Here is a 16,505-nt window from a genome sequence, read left to right as displayed (position 1 = left end):
CGATGCGTGACCCGATCGACCGACTGCTCGCGGGAACTCATCCGCGCCCCGACACCCTCCTCGGACGGCACGGCGGAGTGCTGCGCGCACTCTTGCCCGGCGCGGACCAGGCGTGGATCGACGGTGAGGAGATGAGTCGGATTCGCGGCCCGCTGCTGGAGGGGACCTGCACAGACGACTCGTTGATGCAGGTGCGCTACGGCGACCACGTGCAGACCGTTCACGACCCGTACCGCGTCCCACCACGTCTGACCGACGACGACCGCCGCGACATCCGGCTGGGGGCGGGGAACCTCGTCGACCTGCTCGGATCGTTCCCCGTCGAGGACGGTGTGCATTTTGCGGTGTGGGCGCCGAACGCGCGCGGTGTGACGGTGTTCGGCGACTTCGACTCGTGGGGTGCGAGCAGCTTCCCGATGGTGTTGTGCGACGGCGTCTGGGAGGTCTTCGTGCCGGGCGCCCGCATCGGCCACCGGTACAAGTACCGAATCGTCGGAGCCGATGGTCTCACCCGAGACAAGGCCGATCCACTCGCTCACCGCGCCCAGCGTCCGCCGGAGACCGCATCGATCGTCGCCGCGGCTAGCGAGTTCGAGTGGAGTGATGCGGCGTGGCTCCTCGACCGGGTGGTGGACGATCACGGCCGGATTCCGCTCAGTGTGTACGAGGTGCACCTCGGATCGTGGCGTCCCGGTCTCGACTACCGGCTCGCGGCCCGGCTGCTCGCCGATCACCTCACGGATCTGAACGTCACCCACGTCCAGCTCCTGCCGGTAACCGAGCATCCCTACGGTCCGTCCTGGGGCTACCAGGTCGGCTCGTTCTTCGCTCCGACCGCTCGATTCGGCGAACCGGACGACCTGCGGTTCCTCGTTGACCATCTGCACTCCCGCGGGATCGGCGTGATCCTCGACTGGGTGCCCGCCCATTTTCCGAAGGACACCTTTGCCCTCGGCGAGTTCGACGGCACCCCGCTGTACGAGCACGCCGATCCCCTTCGCCGCGACCAGCCCGACTGGGGCACGTACGCGTTCAACCTCGGGCGCGACGAAGTCCGCGCATTCCTGCTCGCGAGCGCGGACTACTGGTGTCGCGAGTTCCACGTCGACGGTCTGCGGGTGGACGCCGTCGCCGCGATGCTCTACCGCGACTATTCGCGCGGCGAAGGTCACTGGCGGCCCGCGGCCGACGGCAGTCATCGGAACGAGGAGGCCGTCGACTTCCTGTCCGACCTCACCGACCTCGTCCACGATCGGCACCCGGGCGTGGTGATGATCGCCGAGGAGTCCACGGCGTGGCCCGGCGTCACCACGCGCACCGAAGACGGGGGGCTCGGGTTCGATTTCAAGTGGGACCTCGGCTGGATGCACACGACCCTCGGCCACTTCTCCGCGCCGAGCGGCGACGGTGTCCTCTCACTCGCGGCGTCGTTGTCCGGAGCGAGCAGGGAACGCTACGTCCTTCCGCTCAGCCACGACGAGATGGTGCACGGCAAAGGCACGCTCATCAGCCGTATGCCCGGGGATGATCGCAGGACGCGTGCCGACAATGTCCGCACGCTGCTCGCGTACCAGTGGGCGCACCCGGGTAAGAAGCTCCTGTTCATGGGCCAGGAGTTCGCGCAGGTGGACGAGTGGTCCGACCATCGCGGGCTCGACTGGGACCTGCTGCACGGAGACGACGGCCCGGTGCACCGAGGGGTCGCCGCGCTCGTCCGCGACCTCGGCAGGTTGCTGCACGCGACTCCCGCGCTCTATGCGGGCGACTGCGACGCCACCGGGCTCGACATGTTGACCGCCAACGACACGGGCAACAAGGTCATCGGCTTCTTGCGACGAGACCCAGCAGGCGACGGTCTCATCGCCTGCTTGTTCAACTTCTCCGACGCCGACCTGCTCGACTACCGACTCGGTCTGCCGTCAGGAGGACGCTGGGTGGAGGTCCTCAACACCGCGGCGCTCGACTATCAGGGCCGCGGGCTCGGCAACTTCGGGGCCGTCGACGCCGAGCCCCGACCGAGCCACGGCCGTCCCTTCAGCGCCTCGGTCACTCTCCCTGCCCGCTCCTCGATCTGGCTCGTCCCCGCCTGACCTCCTGCTCGTTGGGCAAGCGAAGCGTGCACGTCACCGCGCTTCGACTCGCGGTCCCCTCACCGCCTGGACAGCGGGAGGGGCCGCGTCAGTACAGGGCGGTGGCCAGCTTGCGGCGAGCCGCGACGACAAACGGCTCCGCGGAGTCGAACAGCTCGAACAGCTCGAGAAGCCGGGTGCGAGCGCGCGTGCGGTCGTCGCCGTCTGTCAGACGTACCAGGTTGATCAGCGCGTCGAAGGCCTGTTCGGGCCGTTGCCCGAGGAGAAGGACGTCGGCGGCCGCGAGTTGGCCGTCCACATCGTCTGGCGCCGCGGTCGAGATGATCGACGGATCGTGCTGCTGAGCCCGCAGCATGAACGTGATGTTGCGGACCGCCGATGCGGCTTCCGACGTCGGTCCGTCGGTCGCGGCGATCGCCTCGTAGGCGGCGAGCGCGGCATCGGTGTCTCCTGCGTTGAGGAGTTCCTCCGCCGCGACCATGCGCGGGTCGTCCTCGGGTTCCGGCTCGGCGGCGGCACCCGCGATCGGGACACCCGCCTGTGCCGCGACGTCCTGGATCCACGCCGCGATCTCCGCGGGCTCCTTCGCGCCGTCGAACGCCGACACCGGCTGCTGATTCGACATCGCGATCACCATCGGCACATTCTGCGCACCGAACGCCTGCGGAATGCGCGGTGCGGCGTCGACGTCGACGAGTGCCAACGTCCACGCACCGCCGGCGGCGACGGCGAGTTGTTCCATCGTCTGCCCCAGGTGGACGCTCGGCTCACTCCATCGCGCCCACAGCAGGAGCAGCACCAGTTCCCGTTCGGACCGGACGATCACGTCCGCTTCGAATGTCGGCTCAGTGACCTCGATGATCGACGGTCCACCGTCGGCGGGCGGCGGTGTCGGATCAGGCTTGGGTGCGGCGAGCGCCGACAGGTCGACGGCTCCCCCGATGCCACGACGTGCGCCCATCGGACCGGTCATGCCGAGACCCTGTCGCGCTCGTCATCCGGTGTGTCCGCAGACGCGGACAGCTCACCGAGGTGACCGTTTCGGCGCGCCCACACCTCGAACCACACCGTGAAGAACGGCGGGATCGAAGCGATGAGGGCCAGCAGGATCACCGGCACTCTGACATCCGCGCCGATGCCCTTGATCCGCAGGCTCAGAGTCGGACGCTCGGTCCACCACTTCAGGGACGACGCCGCGACCACCGTGACGATCAAGTAGACGACGAACACACCGCCGTGCGCCATTCCCGGGATCCGAACCGCCGAGTCGATCCCGCCGATGTACTTGAAGCCCATCCCGATGAGTAGCGCGGCCCAGGTGATCGCCTCGATGACGGCGACGAACCGGAACACCCTAGCGGGAGTGGTGAGTGTGAAGAAGTCTTTCATCACCGGATCACGCCTTCGGGACGCGCACGATCAGGGCGTCGCCCTGGCCGCCTGCACCACAGAGTGCCGCTGCGCCGACACCGCCACCGCGGCGGGCCAGTTCGAGCACGAGGTGAAGCGTGATGCGGGCGCCGGAGGTTCCGATCGGGTGACCGAGCGCGATCGCGCCGCCGTTCACGTTGACGATCTCCGGGTCGACACCGAGTGCGTCGGTGGAGGCGAGACCGACCGCGGCGAACGCCTCGTTGATCTCGATGAGATCCAAATCGGCCGGGCTGATGCCCTCCCTCTCGCACGCCTTCTTGATTGCGTTGGCCGGCTGCAGCTGCAGCGACGAATCCGGGCCTGCGACAACACCGTGGGCGCCGATCTCGGCGAGCCAGGTGAGACCGAGCTCCTCCGCCTTGCTCTTGCTCATCACGACCACTGCGCACGCACCGTCGGAGATCTGCGATGCCGAACCGGCGGTGATGGTGCCGTCCTTGCGGAAGGCCGGGCGCAGGCGGCCGAGTGACTCGACGGTGGTGTCGGCGCGGACCCCCTCGTCGGTGCTGAACTGCACCGGGTCGCCCTTGCGCTGCGGAATCTCGACGGGAACGATCTCGTTGTCGAAGACGCCGTTCGCGATGGCCTGCGCGGCGAGGCGGTGGCTGCGTGCAGCGAACTCGTCCTGCTGCTCACGGGTGTAGCCGTCGGTGTCATTGCCCTGCTCGGTCAAGAGACCCATCGGCTGATCGGTGAAGGCGTCGTGCAGGCCGTCGAACGCCATGTGGTCGACGAGTTCGGTGTTGCCGTACTTGAAGCCGCCGCGGCTGCCCGGCAGAACGTGCGGGGCCTGAGTCATCGACTCCTGGCCGCCTGCGACGACGACGTCGAACTCGCCTGCGCGGATCAACTGATCAGCGAGAGCGATCGAGTCGATGCCCGACAGGCACATCTTGTTGATCGACAGAGCCGGGACGTCCCATCCGATGCCCGCCTTGACCGACGTCTGACGTGCAGGCATCTGGCCGGCGCCCGCGGTGAGAACCTGGCCCATGATCACGTAGTCGACGACTGCGGGGTCGACGTTTCCGCGCTCGAGTGCAGCCTTCACTGCGACTGCGCCGAGGTCGACGCCGGAGAAGTCCTTGAGGGATCCCTGCAGGCGACCGAGCGGCGTGCGAGCGCCGGAGACGATGACGGTGGTGTTGTCGGACATTGGAGCCAACTCCTTGTTGAAGGTCGCGCGGGCGCGTTTGTGCCCAGCGCGCAGCAGCGGTAGTCGGCCTCCACGCTACCGTTAGGACATGAGCAACTCCGCATCCGATCCTGTGAACAACGCCACCTCGGGCAGCACCCTGGCATCCGTCTCCGACCTCGTCGTCGGCATCGATCACGTCGGCATCGCCGTCGCGGATCTCGACGCATCGGCGAAGTGGTACCTCGACAACTTCGGCTTCGAGAATCTCCACGAGGAGATCAACGAGGAGCAGGGCGTCCGCGAGGCGATGGTCGGCCCGCGCGGCGGAACCGGGGCGCTCATCCAACTGCTCGCACCCCTGAACGAGCAGTCGACGATCGCGAAGTTCATCGACCGCAACGGACCCGGCCTTCAGCAGATGGCTGTCCGCGTCACCGACCTCGACGCCGTCTCCGAGCGTCTGACCGCCGCGGGCGTTCGCCTCCTCTACCCGCAGCCCAAGCGCGGAACAGCCGATTCGCGCATCAACTTCGTGCACCCGAAGGACGCGGGCGGCGTGCTGCTCGAGCTGGTCGAACCCGCCGCCACCGCCCACTGAGCACCTCTCTGTAGCAGACGCCGGATCCGACACAGCGCGTGGGGTCCGGCGTTTCGGCGTTCGGCGGACCTACACTGTTGGCATGTCAGCACCCGGTCAGCGCCAGAGCCCGTTCCCCATCGTCATGCGCGGCTATGACCGCGACCAGGTCACCGACCACATCCGTCGACTCGACGCCGAACTGCAGATGATGGCCGCCGACCGCGATTCGGCGCACGCCAGCGCCGATCAACTGCACGAGCGCCTCGAACAGGCCCGCGCCCAGGTGCACAGTCTGCAACGCGATGTCGACACGCTGTCGGTGCCGCCGACCACCGTCGCCGGCATGAGTGAGCGTGTGTCACGGATGCTCCAGCTCGCCACCGACGAGGCCGCTGAACTGCGCGCCAACGCGCGCGAAGAGGCCGCGGAGACCGTCAGCGTCGCCCGGCAGGAGGCGAAGTCCGAGCGCGACGGCGCGGCGACCGACGCGGCCCGCACCCGCGAGCTGGCGCAGGACCACGCCGACGCGTTGATCACCGACGCCGAGGAGCGCGCCGCGGCCATCGACGCCGAGGCCGAGGCCGTCCGGATCGCCGCAGAGAAGGCGGAGGCGCAGGCGCGGGATCGCGCCGCCCAGATCATCGCTGACGCAGAGGACGAGGCCGCGCGACTCCGCGGGGCTGCTCACAACATCGCGATGAACCGCCTGGGTCGTTCACGTGAGATCGCCGGCGCCGCGCACGACGCGCACCGACAGATCCTCGATCACCTGGACGCTCTCCGTCAGCATCTCGGCGACCTGCCGGACGCGCTCGCTCTCTCCGGAGACGAGCTCGACCTCGTCAACGCCGACGCTTCGGATGATCTGACGTTGCTCAATCGAACGCTCAACGGCCGTGACCGCTTCGTGTCAGCAGATCCGTCGCGCACCGATACACGCGCGGCTGAGGCGACCGACGTCCTGGATGCGATCGACGACGAGTACAACGACGACGACTACGACGCCAAGCGATACGGCCCGTCCGCGAAGGACGACGCAGACGTCGACTCCGAGACCGCCTGACGGAGTTCGTCAGAACAGACGGAACTCTGTGCTCTCCGTGCCGCGGAGACGGTCGTAATCGAGTGTCACACAACGGATCCCGCGGTCGTTGGCGAGAGTCTTCGCCTGCGGTTTGATCACCTGCGCCGCAAAGACTCCGGCGACCGGTGCGATCGTGGTGTCACGGTTGAGCAACTCGAGGTAACGAGTCAGCTGCTCCACCCCGTCGATCTCGCCGCGCCGTTTGATCTCAACCGCCACCGTCTGTCCGTCTGCGTCGCGGCAGAGCAGATCAACAGGACCGATCGGCGTCATGTATTCGCGTCGGATCAGGGTGTAGCCGTCGCCGAGAGTCGTCACATGTTCGGCGAGGAGTTCCTGGAGGTGTGCCTCGACGCCGTCCTTCACCAGACCCGGGTCCAGTCCCAGCTCGTGCAACGAGTCGTGATCGATCGACGCGACCGTGATCCGAAGCTGCTCGCCCGCCTTGTTCGTGACCACCCACACCGCCTGAGCGTCGGACTCCTCCGGTGCAGGCTCTTCGGTGGTCCAGCACGGCGGAGTCATCCAGTTCAGCGGCTTGTAGGCGCGATCGTCGGCGTGGATGCTGACCGAACCGTCCGATTTGAAGAGGATCAACCGCTTCGCCATCGGCAGGAACGCGGTGAGGCGTCCGACGTATTCGACCTTGCATTCGGCAATCACTAGGCGCACATCGGCCAGTGTAGTGACCTCTTACGACGGCGCCGGAACTACCGCGGCGAGCAGCGTGTCGAGCTGTGCGGACAGGTCTGCGGCCGCCGCGGACTCCCCCGTCGCGAGCCTTCGGACCGCCCGCTCGAAGGGCCCGTCGAGCGCCGCGTAGACACCCGCGGAGTCGAGAATCGGAGTCGTGCCCTCGAGCGCTGCGCACCTGTCCACGACCCGCCAGATCATGGATTCGAGTTCTGCGTCGATCTCGCGCACTCCGTCCCGCAACGACGGTTCGAACATCGCTTGAATTCGCAGGTCGTACCAGAGTTTATGGGTTGGCAGATCCTCGGTCATCGTTGCGACCAGTCGATCCGAGAACCGACGACGGAGCATCTCGGCGTCCGCGACGTCGTCGAGGATGTCGTCGTAGGCGGCGACGCACTCGCGTTTGTAGAGGGCGACACAGTGCGCGATCAGTTCAAGCTTGTCCGCGAAGTAGTAATGCAGCACGCCATGGCTGTATTCGGAGTTGGCAGCGATCTCCCGCAGGCTCGTGCCCGCGTACCCGAGTTCGGAGAGCGTCCGGAAAGCCGCTCTCGCCAACTCGTCTCGCTTGGCCGCAACCTTGGACGACCTCCGTGCCACACCGCGCTCCGCCGGCGCGGACGACTCGGAACGATCGATCGTCTCTGCGGTCATCAGCACTCCTCTCCGGGCGCTCGGATCGAACAGTTCACCAAGGATACCTGCACGAGCAAGCTCATTCGATGCACCCGGTGCAAGAGACTTGACGATTGTCACAACTTTTCCTTGACGAACGTCCAGATTTCGCTAGTGTGACTCACACCACGAATTGATCTCGGCTCGACATCGACCAAGGAGACCTCAATGACCGCACTCGACCTCACCGGCCGCCGCGTACTCGTCACCGGCGGCGCCCAAGGACTCGGCGAAGGAATGGCCCAGGCGCTCGCCGCAGCCGGTGCTCACGTCGTCATCGCCGACCTGCAGGACGACGCCGCCGCAGGCGTCGCAACCGCACTCGGCGAAAGCCACGGATCGGTCCACCTCGACGTGACCGACGAGGACAGCTGGATCTCCGCGGTGACGTCCGCGACGGAGACTCTCGGCGGTCTTGACGTTCTCGTCAACAACGCCGGAATCGAGATCAGCAATCTGATCACCGAGATCACCCCGGACGAGATCCGCCGCCAACTCGACGTCAACGTCCTCGGGACCGCACTCGGCGTGAAGCACGGACTGCGGGCGATGCGGCCCGGCGGTCAGGCAGGACAGGGCGGCACGATCATCAACGTCGCATCGGTCGCCGCCACCATCGCCTTCCCCGGCATCTCCATCTACTCCGCGACCAAGTCGGCCATCGACCGGCTGACCAGGGTGGCCGCGATGGAATCGGGAAAGCTCGGCTACGGCGTCCGCGTCAACTGCATCTACCCGGGGCTGGTCCCCACCGCGATGGGCGCAGGACTGGCCAACGACATGGCCGAGCTCGGCCTGTTCGGCTCTGCCGACGAGGCCGTCGAGGCAGTCGTCGGCCTCACCCCGAGCGGCCGACTCGGCGAAGTCCGCGACATGGCCGACGCCGTCGTCTTCCTCGCGTCCGATGCTTCTCGCTTCGTCAACGGGATCGGGCTCCCCGTCGACGGCGGTATGGGCATGTGACCCGACCACCGACCACTCGTTCGACCCCATTCACTCAGGAGAAGTCATGACCAGCAAGCCAGTAGTCGTCTACGGAGCGTCCGGTTACACGGGCAGACTCGTGTGCGAGTTCCTTCGGCAGTACAACGTCCCGTTCACCGCTGCGGGACGCAACGCCGACACCCTCACCGAATCGATGAACTCACATGTGCCGGGCATCGAGACCGCCGACTACGAGGTGGTCGCAGTCGAGCACACCGTCGACGCCCTCACCGACCTGTTCCGCGGGAGCTCGGTCGTCCTCAACACCGTCGGTCCCTTCATGAAGCTCGGCGACCCGGTGGTCGAAGCGGCGTTGGCCGTCGGCGCGCACTACACCGACACCACCGGCGAGCAGGACTGGATCATCCACCTCGACGAGGCGTTCGGGGAGCGCTACGCGGCAGCCGGACTGCTACTGGCCCCGGGCATCGCGCAGATGTACACGACCGGCGAGATCGCGGCGCAGATCGCACTCGAGACGCCCGGCCTCGACACCCTCGACATCGCCGTGTTCTGGGGAGGCAGCCCGACAATCGCCTCCACGCGCACCATCCTGGTCAATGCTGCAGGCGGCGCGGCGTATCACCTCGAAGAGAACCAGTACGTCCCCTTCGATCCCGCCCAGGGCCTGGTCCCGCTGGTGGTTCCGGGTCAGCACGAACTCGCCCAGTCACTTCCATGGGGTGGAACCTCGCATCCCGTCTGGTTCAAGCGCGATCCCCGCGTCTCGACGTGCAAGGCTCAGGGCGGAGTGTTCAACGCCGCACTCATGCACGGCGTGCCCGTGATCGTCGCGGATGCGCTCGAAGCCACCAAGGACATGACACCGGACGAACGTGACGCCGCCCTCGACGCCGTCGCCGCCCAGGTGATGAACTCGATGCCGCCGCGCGAGAACCCACGGCTCAACAAGTCCCTCGACTCCGTTCACGCGTCCGGTCCACTCGGCCGCGCGCACGTGGTGATCCACGGCAACAGCAACTACCAGCAGACGGGCCTCCTCCAGGCGTACGCCGCATACAGTCTGCTGCAGCAGCCGCCGCGCCGAGTGGGACTGGCGTCGGGATGCCAAGCCTTCGGCCACCGTGAACTCGAGGGAGTGCTGCGCTCCTTCGGTTTCATCTCGCCGCCGGTCGTCACGGTGCAGCAGTGACCAAGGCCGCCACCGGAGGTCTCGCCGTCCCGCGTCTTCCCCAGACGCGGGCGGCGCAGGCGCCCGCGGCGCCCGCTCTCGCCGACGACCGGATCGTGCTGACGAACGAGGGTTTCTCGGACGCAGTGGCCACTGCCGCCACTCACCTCGCCGCAGCCGGAGTCCGACGGGGTGACGTAGTCGGACTCCTCCTGACCAATCGGGTCGAGCTTGTCGTCGCATTGTTCGCGGCCTGGCGACTGGGCGCTGCGGTGACACCGGTGAACCCCGCGCTCGCCGTCCCCGAGGTCGAGTTCCAGACCGCCGACGCGGGCGTACGGGTCCTCGTCGTCGAACCTGGCGCACAGGCGCCCTCCTCGATGACAGCCGTCGAATGCACGGCGCTGCTGGAGCGCGCATCCGGACCCGCCACACTGGAGGAGGACGTAGACGGGGCCGACGTCGCACTGCTCATCTACACGGCAGGCACCACGGGAAAGCCCAAGGGCGTGATGATCACGCACCACAACATCGATGCGATGACCGCGTCGTTCATCGAGCATTTCCGATTCACCGCCGACGATCACAGCCTGCTGGTTCTGCCGCTGTTCCACGCGAACGGCGTTGTGCTCGGTACCCTCACTCCCCTGCGTGCCGGCGGACGAGCGACGATCGTGGGCAGATTCCGGCCCGACGAGTTCTTCCCCGCTGTGGAACGTCATCGTCCGACATACTTCTCGGCCGTACCGGCCATCTACGCGATGCTGACGGCACTCCCCGACGACGTGCGACCGGCGACGGACTCGGTGCGTTTCGGGATCTGCGGCGCCGCGCCGATGCCCGCCGACCTGATCGGACGATTCGAGCGGCGCTTCGGGATTCCGATCGTCGAGGGATACGGGTTGTCGGAGACGACGACGGCGTCGGCGATCAACCCGCTCGACGGCGTCCGCAAGCCCGGAACTGTCGGTCCACCGCTCCCCGGCCAACGGATCCGGATCGTGGACGCTGAGCTCCGCGACGTGCCACCGGGTGAGTCGGGTGAGGTCGTGATCGCGGGAGACGTGGTGATGGCCGGTTACCTGAATCGACCGGAGGCCACGGCGGAGACGATCGTCGACGGATGGTTGCGGACCGGAGACGTCGGCCGGATCGACGAGGACGGCTACCTGCAACTCGTGGACCGGGTGAAGGACATGATCATCCGCGGCGGCGAGAACATCTATCCGAAGGAGATCGAGGCGCAGATCTATCACGATCCCGGGGTGTTCGAGGTCGCGGTTATCGGACGGCCGCACGAGATCCTGGGCGAGGTGCCCGTGGCCTACGTGTCGTTCCGGGCCGAGGCGACGTCAACTGTCCAAACCATCGCGGACGAGCTCCGAAGCCGCATCGCGCTGATCAAGAATCCCGTCGAGATCATCGAGTTGGACGACCTCCCGAAGAACCCGGTGGGCAAGATCGACAAGCCGACATTGCGTCGGATGGACCGCGAGCGCCCGATCCAGGGTTGATCGTGTTCGCGGGGCGTCACGTCCGGATCAGCAACGCGAGCAGCAGTTCGGCACGGACGCGCGCGGATCCCAGGTCGACGCCGAGTTCGGTCTCGACCTTCGCGATCCGCGCGCGCAGCGTGTGGCGATGCACACCGAGGTCGGTCGCCGCGGTCTCCCACTGCCCGTGATTTTCGAGGTAGGACCGCAGCGACTCCGTCAACGCTGTGCCGTGTGCGTCGTCATAGGCGACGAGCGGATCGATCAGCAGGCGTGACAGGACGTCGAGCGCGGCTCGTCCGTCCGTCGTCGCCACCAGAGACACACCGGCCGCCGAGGTCCGGTCCGCGACCGGCCCACCCCGGAGTGCGGTGCCTGCGATGGTGATCGCGTCGCGGTACCCGTCGGCGACTGCGGTGAGCGGAACGCTCGAGCTGACGCCCGCCCGCACGTGCCGCCGCGCAGATCGCGGCAACGCGCCCAGCAGCCCGGCGATCGCCTCCTCGCCGTCTGTGCCGCGGAGCAGGACGGCGACTTCACCGTCGGGCCGGGCGACGGCGAACGCCGGACGTCGAAGCTCGGTGAGGCGAGCGCCCAGCAGCCCGGCGACTCGTCCTGCGTTCGCGCCCAGATCCCGGCACACCAGTACACGCACTCGCCCGTGACCGTCCGCGGCGTCTACGGCCAGAGTCTGGATGTGAGCGCCGTCCGGTTCGTCACCGAGGAGGAGTGTGAAAACCGCGATGTTGACTCGAACGGCGAGTGCATCGAGACGGTGCGGCTTGTCGAAGTCGAGCGCGAGGAGTGAGTTGGCGTGACCTATCAAGACGTGGTCTGTGGGTCGCGGTTCATGACGCGACGCGACGGCGAGATGCCCGTAGGTGCGGCCGGCGACCCGGATCGGCTGGGTGACGATGGCCGTCTCGGCGCCGATGGTGACGGCGGACGACGTCCGATGGCCGCGGACCTGTTCGCCGACTGCGCGCATCACGGCGGGCGAAACGCCTGCGGGGGCGCTTTGCGTCACGCGCCCGTCATCGTCGAGGAGTAGAGCCGCGCCGTCGCAGGCAGTCGCGAGTTCCTTGAGCAACGCCACAGCGCCACCGGACACCGCGGCGCGCGTCATCCTCGGCTGCGCCCGGGCCGCGAGTTCTTGCGCCCGGTATTGCAGTTCGGCAGAACGGTCGGCGACGGCCCGCGCTATCGCCACGAACGGAGTCGGTCGCGGGACCACGATGAGCGGAAGCCGCGCGGCCGCCGCGGCATCGACCAAGTCCTGGGGAATGTCGTCGAAGGTGAGCCCCACCCCGAAGCCGAGCGCGACTATGCCCCGCTCCACCAGACGTTGAACGTAGCGGTCGCATCCGGCCCGGTCAGCGACCGCTCCGGTGCGGTCGAGCAGACCGATCCCGGTGGTGAGCACGAGTTCTCCGCCGGACAGCCATTGCGCCGGATCGGCGAGCTCAGTTGTGACGACGAAGTCGATCTCGCGGGACAGATCGTCAGAGCCGCCCGCGGCGGCCAGGTGCAGCTCAGGGTGCCGCAGGAGCCACCGGACAGTCACCGGCATCAGCGATCACACCCATTCGACACTCCAAGTTGTCCAGTCAACATCGCCCAGACTAGCCGTTTCGTCAGGTAGCCGTCCGCAGTTCGAGGGTGCACTGTGATTCTGACCACCAAAAGCGGACAGAGAGGCTGCCAGACATGACGATCCGGCTCCAGAACTACGTTGACGGCTCGTTCGTCGACTCGACATCAACCGAGACTCTGAACGTCGTCAACCCGGCCGACGAGACCGTTGTGGCGCAGTCGCCGGTGTCGACCGCAGACGAGGTAGCCGCCGCCGTTCGAGTCGCCGAGCGCGCCGCCGTCACCTGGGGACGCACCACACCGAGTGTTCGGCAGGCCGCTCTCCTCAAACTCGCCGACGCGGTCGAGGAGCACGCCGACGAGATCGTCGCGGCGCAGGTCCGCAACACGGGACAGATCGCAGCTCTCGTGAAGTCCGAAGAAGTATTGGTCGGCGCCGATCAGATCCGCTTCTTCGCCGGTGCGGCTCGTCTGCTGGAAGGCCGTGCCGCGGGTGAGTACATGGAGGGCTTCACTTCGTACGTGCGCCGCGAACCCATCGGCGTCGTCGGCCAGGTCACCCCGTGGAACTACCCGTTCATGATGGCCGTCTGGAAGATCGCGCCCGCGCTCGCCGCAGGCAACACCATCGTCCTCAAACCGAGCGACACCACACCCGAGAGCACTCTGGTCCTCGCTCGGCTCACCAAGGACATTCTTCCCGACGGCGTGTTCAACGTGGTCCTCGGCAACGGCGGTACCGGAGCCGAACTCGTCTCGAACCCGGCACTCGGCCTCGTCGCGATCACCGGTTCGGTGCGAGCCGGCATCGCGGTCGCGACCGCAGCAGCCAAAGACGTCCGGCGCGCCCACCTTGAGCTCGGCGGCAAGGCGCCTGCCGTCGTGTTCGGAGACGCGGACGTCGCCAAAGCCGCGGAGGGCATCGCTCAGGCCGCGTTCTTCAACGCAGGCCAGGACTGCACCGCCGCGACACGCGCGATCGTGCACGAGTCGGTGTACGACGCGTTCGTCGATGCCATCGTCGGCCAGGCCGAACAGCTCCGCCCCGGAGCGCCCGACGACGAGGACGCGTTCTACGGCGCCCTCAACAACGTCAACCACTTCACCGCGGTGCTCGGCAAGATCGAGGCCCTCGGCGCGCACACCACCATCGCGACCGGCGGCAAGCGCATCGGCGACAAGGGCTTCTACGTGGAGCCGACCGTCATCACCGGGGTACGCCAAGACGACCCGATCGTGCAGGAGGAGACGTTCGGTCCGATCATCACCGTCCAGACCTTCAGCACCGAAGACGAGGCGATCGACCTCGCCAACGACGTCGACTACGCCCTCGCCGCCAGTGTCTGGACCACCGGCCACGGCACCGCGACACGTGCGACGGCACGCATCGACTCCGGATGTGTGTGGGTGAACTGTCACATCCCGCTGGTCGCCGAGATGCCGCACGGCGGTTTCAAGCACTCCGGCTACGGCAAGGATCTCTCGATCTACGGACTCGAGGACTACACCCGCGTGAAGCACGTGATGAGCGCGCACGACTGAGGTCAGCCCCGACTCCCGCACTCTCGGACCAACCGAAGGACCTTTTCGCGATGACTGACATTCAGCTGAACGCAACCTCGAACTTCCACCCACTCGACCCCCATCCTCTCGATCCGTTGTCGGCAGACGAGTTCACCGCCGTCACCCGCATACTCGCCGAGACCCATTCGGTCGGCGACGGATGGCGCTACACCTCGATCGAGATGATCGAGCCGTCCAAAGCCGAGATCGCAGCCTTCGACGCCGACGGCGCCGCGTGTGACCGTCGAGCACGCGCCGTTGTACTCGAACGCGCCACCAACAGCACGTATGCGACGCTCATCTCGCTCACCGACGGGGAGGTCCTGTCGTGGGAGCACATCCCCGGTGTCCAGCCGAACGTCACGGTAGACGAGTGGGAGGAGGCCGACGAGGCTCTCCGTGCACACCCCGAGGTGATCGCAGCCCTCGCCGCCCGCGGCATCACCGATCTCGACCTGGTGTTCATGGACACGTGGACCTACGGCGGCGTCCTCATCCCCGAGGAGTTCGCCGGACGCCGCATCGGATGGTCGGACACCTGGGTGCGCGCCAGCGAAGGCGCCAATCCGTATGCGGGCCCGGTCAACGGCTTCCACTGCGTGATCGACCTCAACACGATGGAACTGCTCCGCATCGAGGACACGTTCAGCGTCGAACGCCCGGAGATCATGGGCGAGTACGTTCCGTCGCACGTCCCGGAACGCATTCGCAATGCCAGCACCCGCGAACCCCTGAAGCCGCTCGACATCACCCAGTCCGAAGGGCCGTCGTTCACTCTCGAAGGCAACAAGCTGACCTGGCAGAACTGGTCGCTGCGGGTCGGCTTCAACTACCGCGAGGGCATGACCCTCCACAACATCTCCTACAACGACAACGGCTCGGAGCGGAAGATCGCTCACCGCATGTCGTTCGCCGAGATGATGGTCCCCTACCGCGACCATTGCGACGACCACTACCGTCGCACCGCATTCGACATCGGCGAATGGGGCCTCGGCTTCATGACCACGTCGCTCGAGCTCGGTTGTGACTGCCTCGGCGAGATTCGCTACCTGGACGCGACGCTGCACAACAGCAAGGGCGAGCCGTACGACATCAAGAACGCGATCTGCATCCACGAAGAGGACAACGCCGTCCTGTGGAAGCATGCCGACCACAACGGCGACACCCAGGTGCGACGCATGCGTCGCCTGACCGTGTCATTCCACGTCACGGTCGCGAACTACGAGTACCTGACGTATTGGCGCTTCTACCAGGACGGCAACATCGAGTGCGAGGTCCGCGCCACCGGCATCATGGTCGTCAGCCACCTGAACCCCGGCGAAGTCAGTGATCACGGAACGCTCGTCGACAATCAGACGTTCGCGCCGTACCACCAGCACTTCCTCACCGCGCGCCTCGACATGGACATCGACGGCACAGACAACACCGTCTACGCCAGCGACACCGTCATGGAGCCCGTCGGCCCGGACAACCCGTACGGACTGTCTCTCCGTCAGGTGAACACCCCGCTGCGCACCGAGTCCGAGGGAAAGCAGAATCCGAACTACGCTACGCAGCGTTCGTGGAAGATCTCCAACGACAACAAGACCACCGGCATCGGTCGCAATCCCGCGTACAAGCTGTCGCCGAGCGGCGCGTTCCCGGCGATGTTCCCGGACGACTCCCCGATCGCGGCTCGCTGCGAAGCGATCCGCAACACCCTGTGGGTGACACCGAACAACGCGGACGAGCGCTGGCCTGCAGGCGAGTTCGTCAACCAGGGTGGCGGCGGGATGGGGCTGCCCGAGTGGACCAAGGCCGACCGTCCGATCGAGAACACCGACGTCGTCATGTGGTACACGTTCGGCATCCATCACATCACCCGGCCGGAGGACTGGCCGATCATGCCCGCCGACACGGTCAGCTTTTGGCTCAAGCCGTTCGGATTCTTCGATCGGAACCCCTCGCTGGACGTCGAACCGTCACCGTCGAAGTCGTCGTGCTGCAGTTCGGGCGGCTGCGGGTGCGGCGACGGCTGCCAGTGCGGGCATGAGTGAGGCAGGC

At 66.9% G+C, this 16,505-nt stretch carries 14 protein-coding genes; 8 read left to right on the top strand and 6 right to left on the bottom strand.

Annotation, left to right across the window (positions count from 1 at the left end):
* Nucleotides 1-2: 2 nt before the first annotated feature.
* On the top strand, nucleotides 3-2,090 hold the full coding sequence (glgB, locus tag JVX90_RS05305; RefSeq protein ID WP_205331377.1) for a 1,4-alpha-glucan branching protein GlgB: 2,088 nt from the start codon (nucleotides 3-5) through the stop codon (nucleotides 2,088-2,090).
* 88 nt (nucleotides 2,091-2,178) lie between these two features.
* Here glgB and JVX90_RS05300 read toward each other — a convergent pair whose 3' ends face one another.
* The 3 genes from JVX90_RS05300 to JVX90_RS05290 are packed head-to-tail and all read right to left on the bottom strand — an operon-like array spanning nucleotide 2,179 to nucleotide 4,689.
* A complete protein-coding gene (locus JVX90_RS05300) occupies nucleotides 2,179-3,063 on the bottom strand; it encodes a tetratricopeptide repeat protein (RefSeq protein WP_205331376.1) in 885 nt (294 codons plus the stop codon).
* The gene (locus JVX90_RS05295; protein WP_205331375.1) at nucleotides 3,060-3,479 is read right to left on the bottom strand and encodes a DUF3817 domain-containing protein; all 420 of its coding nucleotides are present in this window, start codon (nucleotides 3,477-3,479) and stop codon (nucleotides 3,060-3,062) included. Before JVX90_RS05295 ends, JVX90_RS05300 begins: the two co-directional genes overlap by 4 nt.
* 7 nt (nucleotides 3,480-3,486) lie before the next feature.
* The gene (locus JVX90_RS05290) at nucleotides 3,487-4,689 is read right to left on the bottom strand and encodes an acetyl-CoA C-acetyltransferase (RefSeq protein WP_205331374.1); all 1,203 of its coding nucleotides are present in this window, start codon (nucleotides 4,687-4,689) and stop codon (nucleotides 3,487-3,489) included.
* Between the two features lie 79 nt (nucleotides 4,690-4,768).
* Between JVX90_RS05290 and mce the strand changes: the two genes are divergently transcribed.
* Both mce and JVX90_RS05280 read left to right on the top strand, forming a co-directional pair.
* Nucleotides 4,769-5,260: a methylmalonyl-CoA epimerase gene (gene mce / locus JVX90_RS05285; protein ID WP_205331373.1), complete on the top strand. Its 492-nt coding sequence runs from the start codon at nucleotides 4,769-4,771 to the stop codon at nucleotides 5,258-5,260.
* Nucleotides 5,261-5,342: 82 nt separating this feature from the next.
* The gene (locus JVX90_RS05280) at nucleotides 5,343-6,305 is read left to right on the top strand and encodes a hypothetical protein (protein WP_205331372.1); all 963 of its coding nucleotides are present in this window, start codon (nucleotides 5,343-5,345) and stop codon (nucleotides 6,303-6,305) included.
* Nucleotides 6,306-6,314: 9 nt separating this feature from the next.
* On the opposite strand, the gene nucS is transcribed toward JVX90_RS05280, so the two are convergent.
* Entirely contained in the window at nucleotides 6,315-6,998 is a 684-nt protein-coding gene (gene nucS / locus JVX90_RS05275; RefSeq protein ID WP_205331371.1) for an endonuclease NucS, read from the bottom strand.
* A 21-nt stretch (nucleotides 6,999-7,019) separates the two neighbouring features.
* Nucleotides 7,020-7,676 (bottom strand): TetR/AcrR family transcriptional regulator, encoded by a 657-nt coding sequence (locus JVX90_RS05270; RefSeq protein ID WP_240194067.1) that lies wholly within the window; start codon nucleotides 7,674-7,676, stop codon nucleotides 7,020-7,022.
* 189 nt (nucleotides 7,677-7,865) lie between these two features.
* On the opposite strand from JVX90_RS05270, the gene JVX90_RS05265 reads away from it, so the two are divergent.
* The 3 genes from JVX90_RS05265 to JVX90_RS05255 are packed head-to-tail and all read left to right on the top strand — an operon-like array spanning nucleotide 7,866 to nucleotide 11,327.
* Entirely contained in the window at nucleotides 7,866-8,660 is a 795-nt protein-coding gene (locus JVX90_RS05265) for an SDR family oxidoreductase (protein WP_205331370.1), read from the top strand.
* A gap of 46 nt (nucleotides 8,661-8,706) precedes the next feature.
* Nucleotides 8,707-9,834, top strand: coding sequence for a DUF5938 domain-containing protein (locus tag JVX90_RS05260; protein ID WP_205331369.1), 1,128 nt, complete (start codon nucleotides 8,707-8,709; stop codon nucleotides 9,832-9,834).
* Nucleotides 9,831-11,327, top strand: a complete 1,497-nt coding sequence (locus tag JVX90_RS05255) for an AMP-binding protein (protein WP_205331368.1) — start codon at nucleotides 9,831-9,833, stop codon at nucleotides 11,325-11,327. The genes JVX90_RS05260 and JVX90_RS05255 overlap by 4 nt, the downstream gene beginning before the upstream one ends.
* A 16-nt stretch (nucleotides 11,328-11,343) precedes the next feature.
* On the opposite strand, the gene JVX90_RS05250 is transcribed toward JVX90_RS05255, so the two are convergent.
* Nucleotides 11,344-12,876, bottom strand: a complete 1,533-nt coding sequence (locus tag JVX90_RS05250) for a PucR family transcriptional regulator (protein WP_205331367.1) — start codon at nucleotides 12,874-12,876, stop codon at nucleotides 11,344-11,346.
* Nucleotides 12,877-13,013: 137 nt separating this feature from the next.
* On the opposite strand from JVX90_RS05250, the gene JVX90_RS05245 reads away from it, so the two are divergent.
* Nucleotides 13,014-14,441, top strand: a complete 1,428-nt coding sequence (locus JVX90_RS05245) for an aminobutyraldehyde dehydrogenase (RefSeq protein ID WP_205331366.1) — start codon at nucleotides 13,014-13,016, stop codon at nucleotides 14,439-14,441.
* Nucleotides 14,442-14,491: 50 nt separating this feature from the next.
* The gene (locus tag JVX90_RS05240; RefSeq protein WP_205331365.1) at nucleotides 14,492-16,498 is read left to right on the top strand and encodes a primary-amine oxidase; all 2,007 of its coding nucleotides are present in this window, start codon (nucleotides 14,492-14,494) and stop codon (nucleotides 16,496-16,498) included.
* Nucleotides 16,499-16,505: the final 7 nt, after the last annotated feature.

The organism is Gordonia sp. PDNC005 (genome assembly GCF_016919385.1).
Lineage (GTDB): Bacteria > Actinomycetota > Actinomycetes > Mycobacteriales > Mycobacteriaceae > Gordonia.
The sequence above is the reverse complement of the archived record's forward strand: the minus strand, read 5'-3'. Positions and strand labels throughout refer to the sequence as shown.

Excerpts from the sequence above, each read along its gene's own strand:
- glgB (WP_205331377.1), top strand. The coding sequence starts at position 3 with ATGCGTGACCCGATCGACCGACTGCTCGCGGGAACTCATCCGCGCCCC.
- JVX90_RS05300 (WP_205331376.1), bottom strand. The coding sequence starts at position 3,063 with ATGACCGGTCCGATGGGCGCACGTCGTGGCATCGGGGGAGCCGTCGAC.
- JVX90_RS05295 (WP_205331375.1), bottom strand. The coding sequence starts at position 3,479 with ATGAAAGACTTCTTCACACTCACCACTCCCGCTAGGGTGTTCCGGTTC.
- mce (WP_205331373.1), top strand. The coding sequence starts at position 4,769 with ATGAGCAACTCCGCATCCGATCCTGTGAACAACGCCACCTCGGGCAGC.
- JVX90_RS05280 (WP_205331372.1), top strand. The coding sequence starts at position 5,343 with ATGTCAGCACCCGGTCAGCGCCAGAGCCCGTTCCCCATCGTCATGCGC.
- JVX90_RS05270 (WP_240194067.1), bottom strand. The coding sequence starts at position 7,676 with ATGACCGCAGAGACGATCGATCGTTCCGAGTCGTCCGCGCCGGCGGAG.
- JVX90_RS05265 (WP_205331370.1), top strand. The coding sequence starts at position 7,866 with ATGACCGCACTCGACCTCACCGGCCGCCGCGTACTCGTCACCGGCGGC.
- JVX90_RS05260 (WP_205331369.1), top strand. The coding sequence starts at position 8,707 with ATGACCAGCAAGCCAGTAGTCGTCTACGGAGCGTCCGGTTACACGGGC.
- JVX90_RS05250 (WP_205331367.1), bottom strand. The coding sequence starts at position 12,876 with ATGCCGGTGACTGTCCGGTGGCTCCTGCGGCACCCTGAGCTGCACCTG.
- JVX90_RS05245 (WP_205331366.1), top strand. The coding sequence starts at position 13,014 with ATGACGATCCGGCTCCAGAACTACGTTGACGGCTCGTTCGTCGACTCG.
- JVX90_RS05240 (WP_205331365.1), top strand. The coding sequence starts at position 14,492 with ATGACTGACATTCAGCTGAACGCAACCTCGAACTTCCACCCACTCGAC.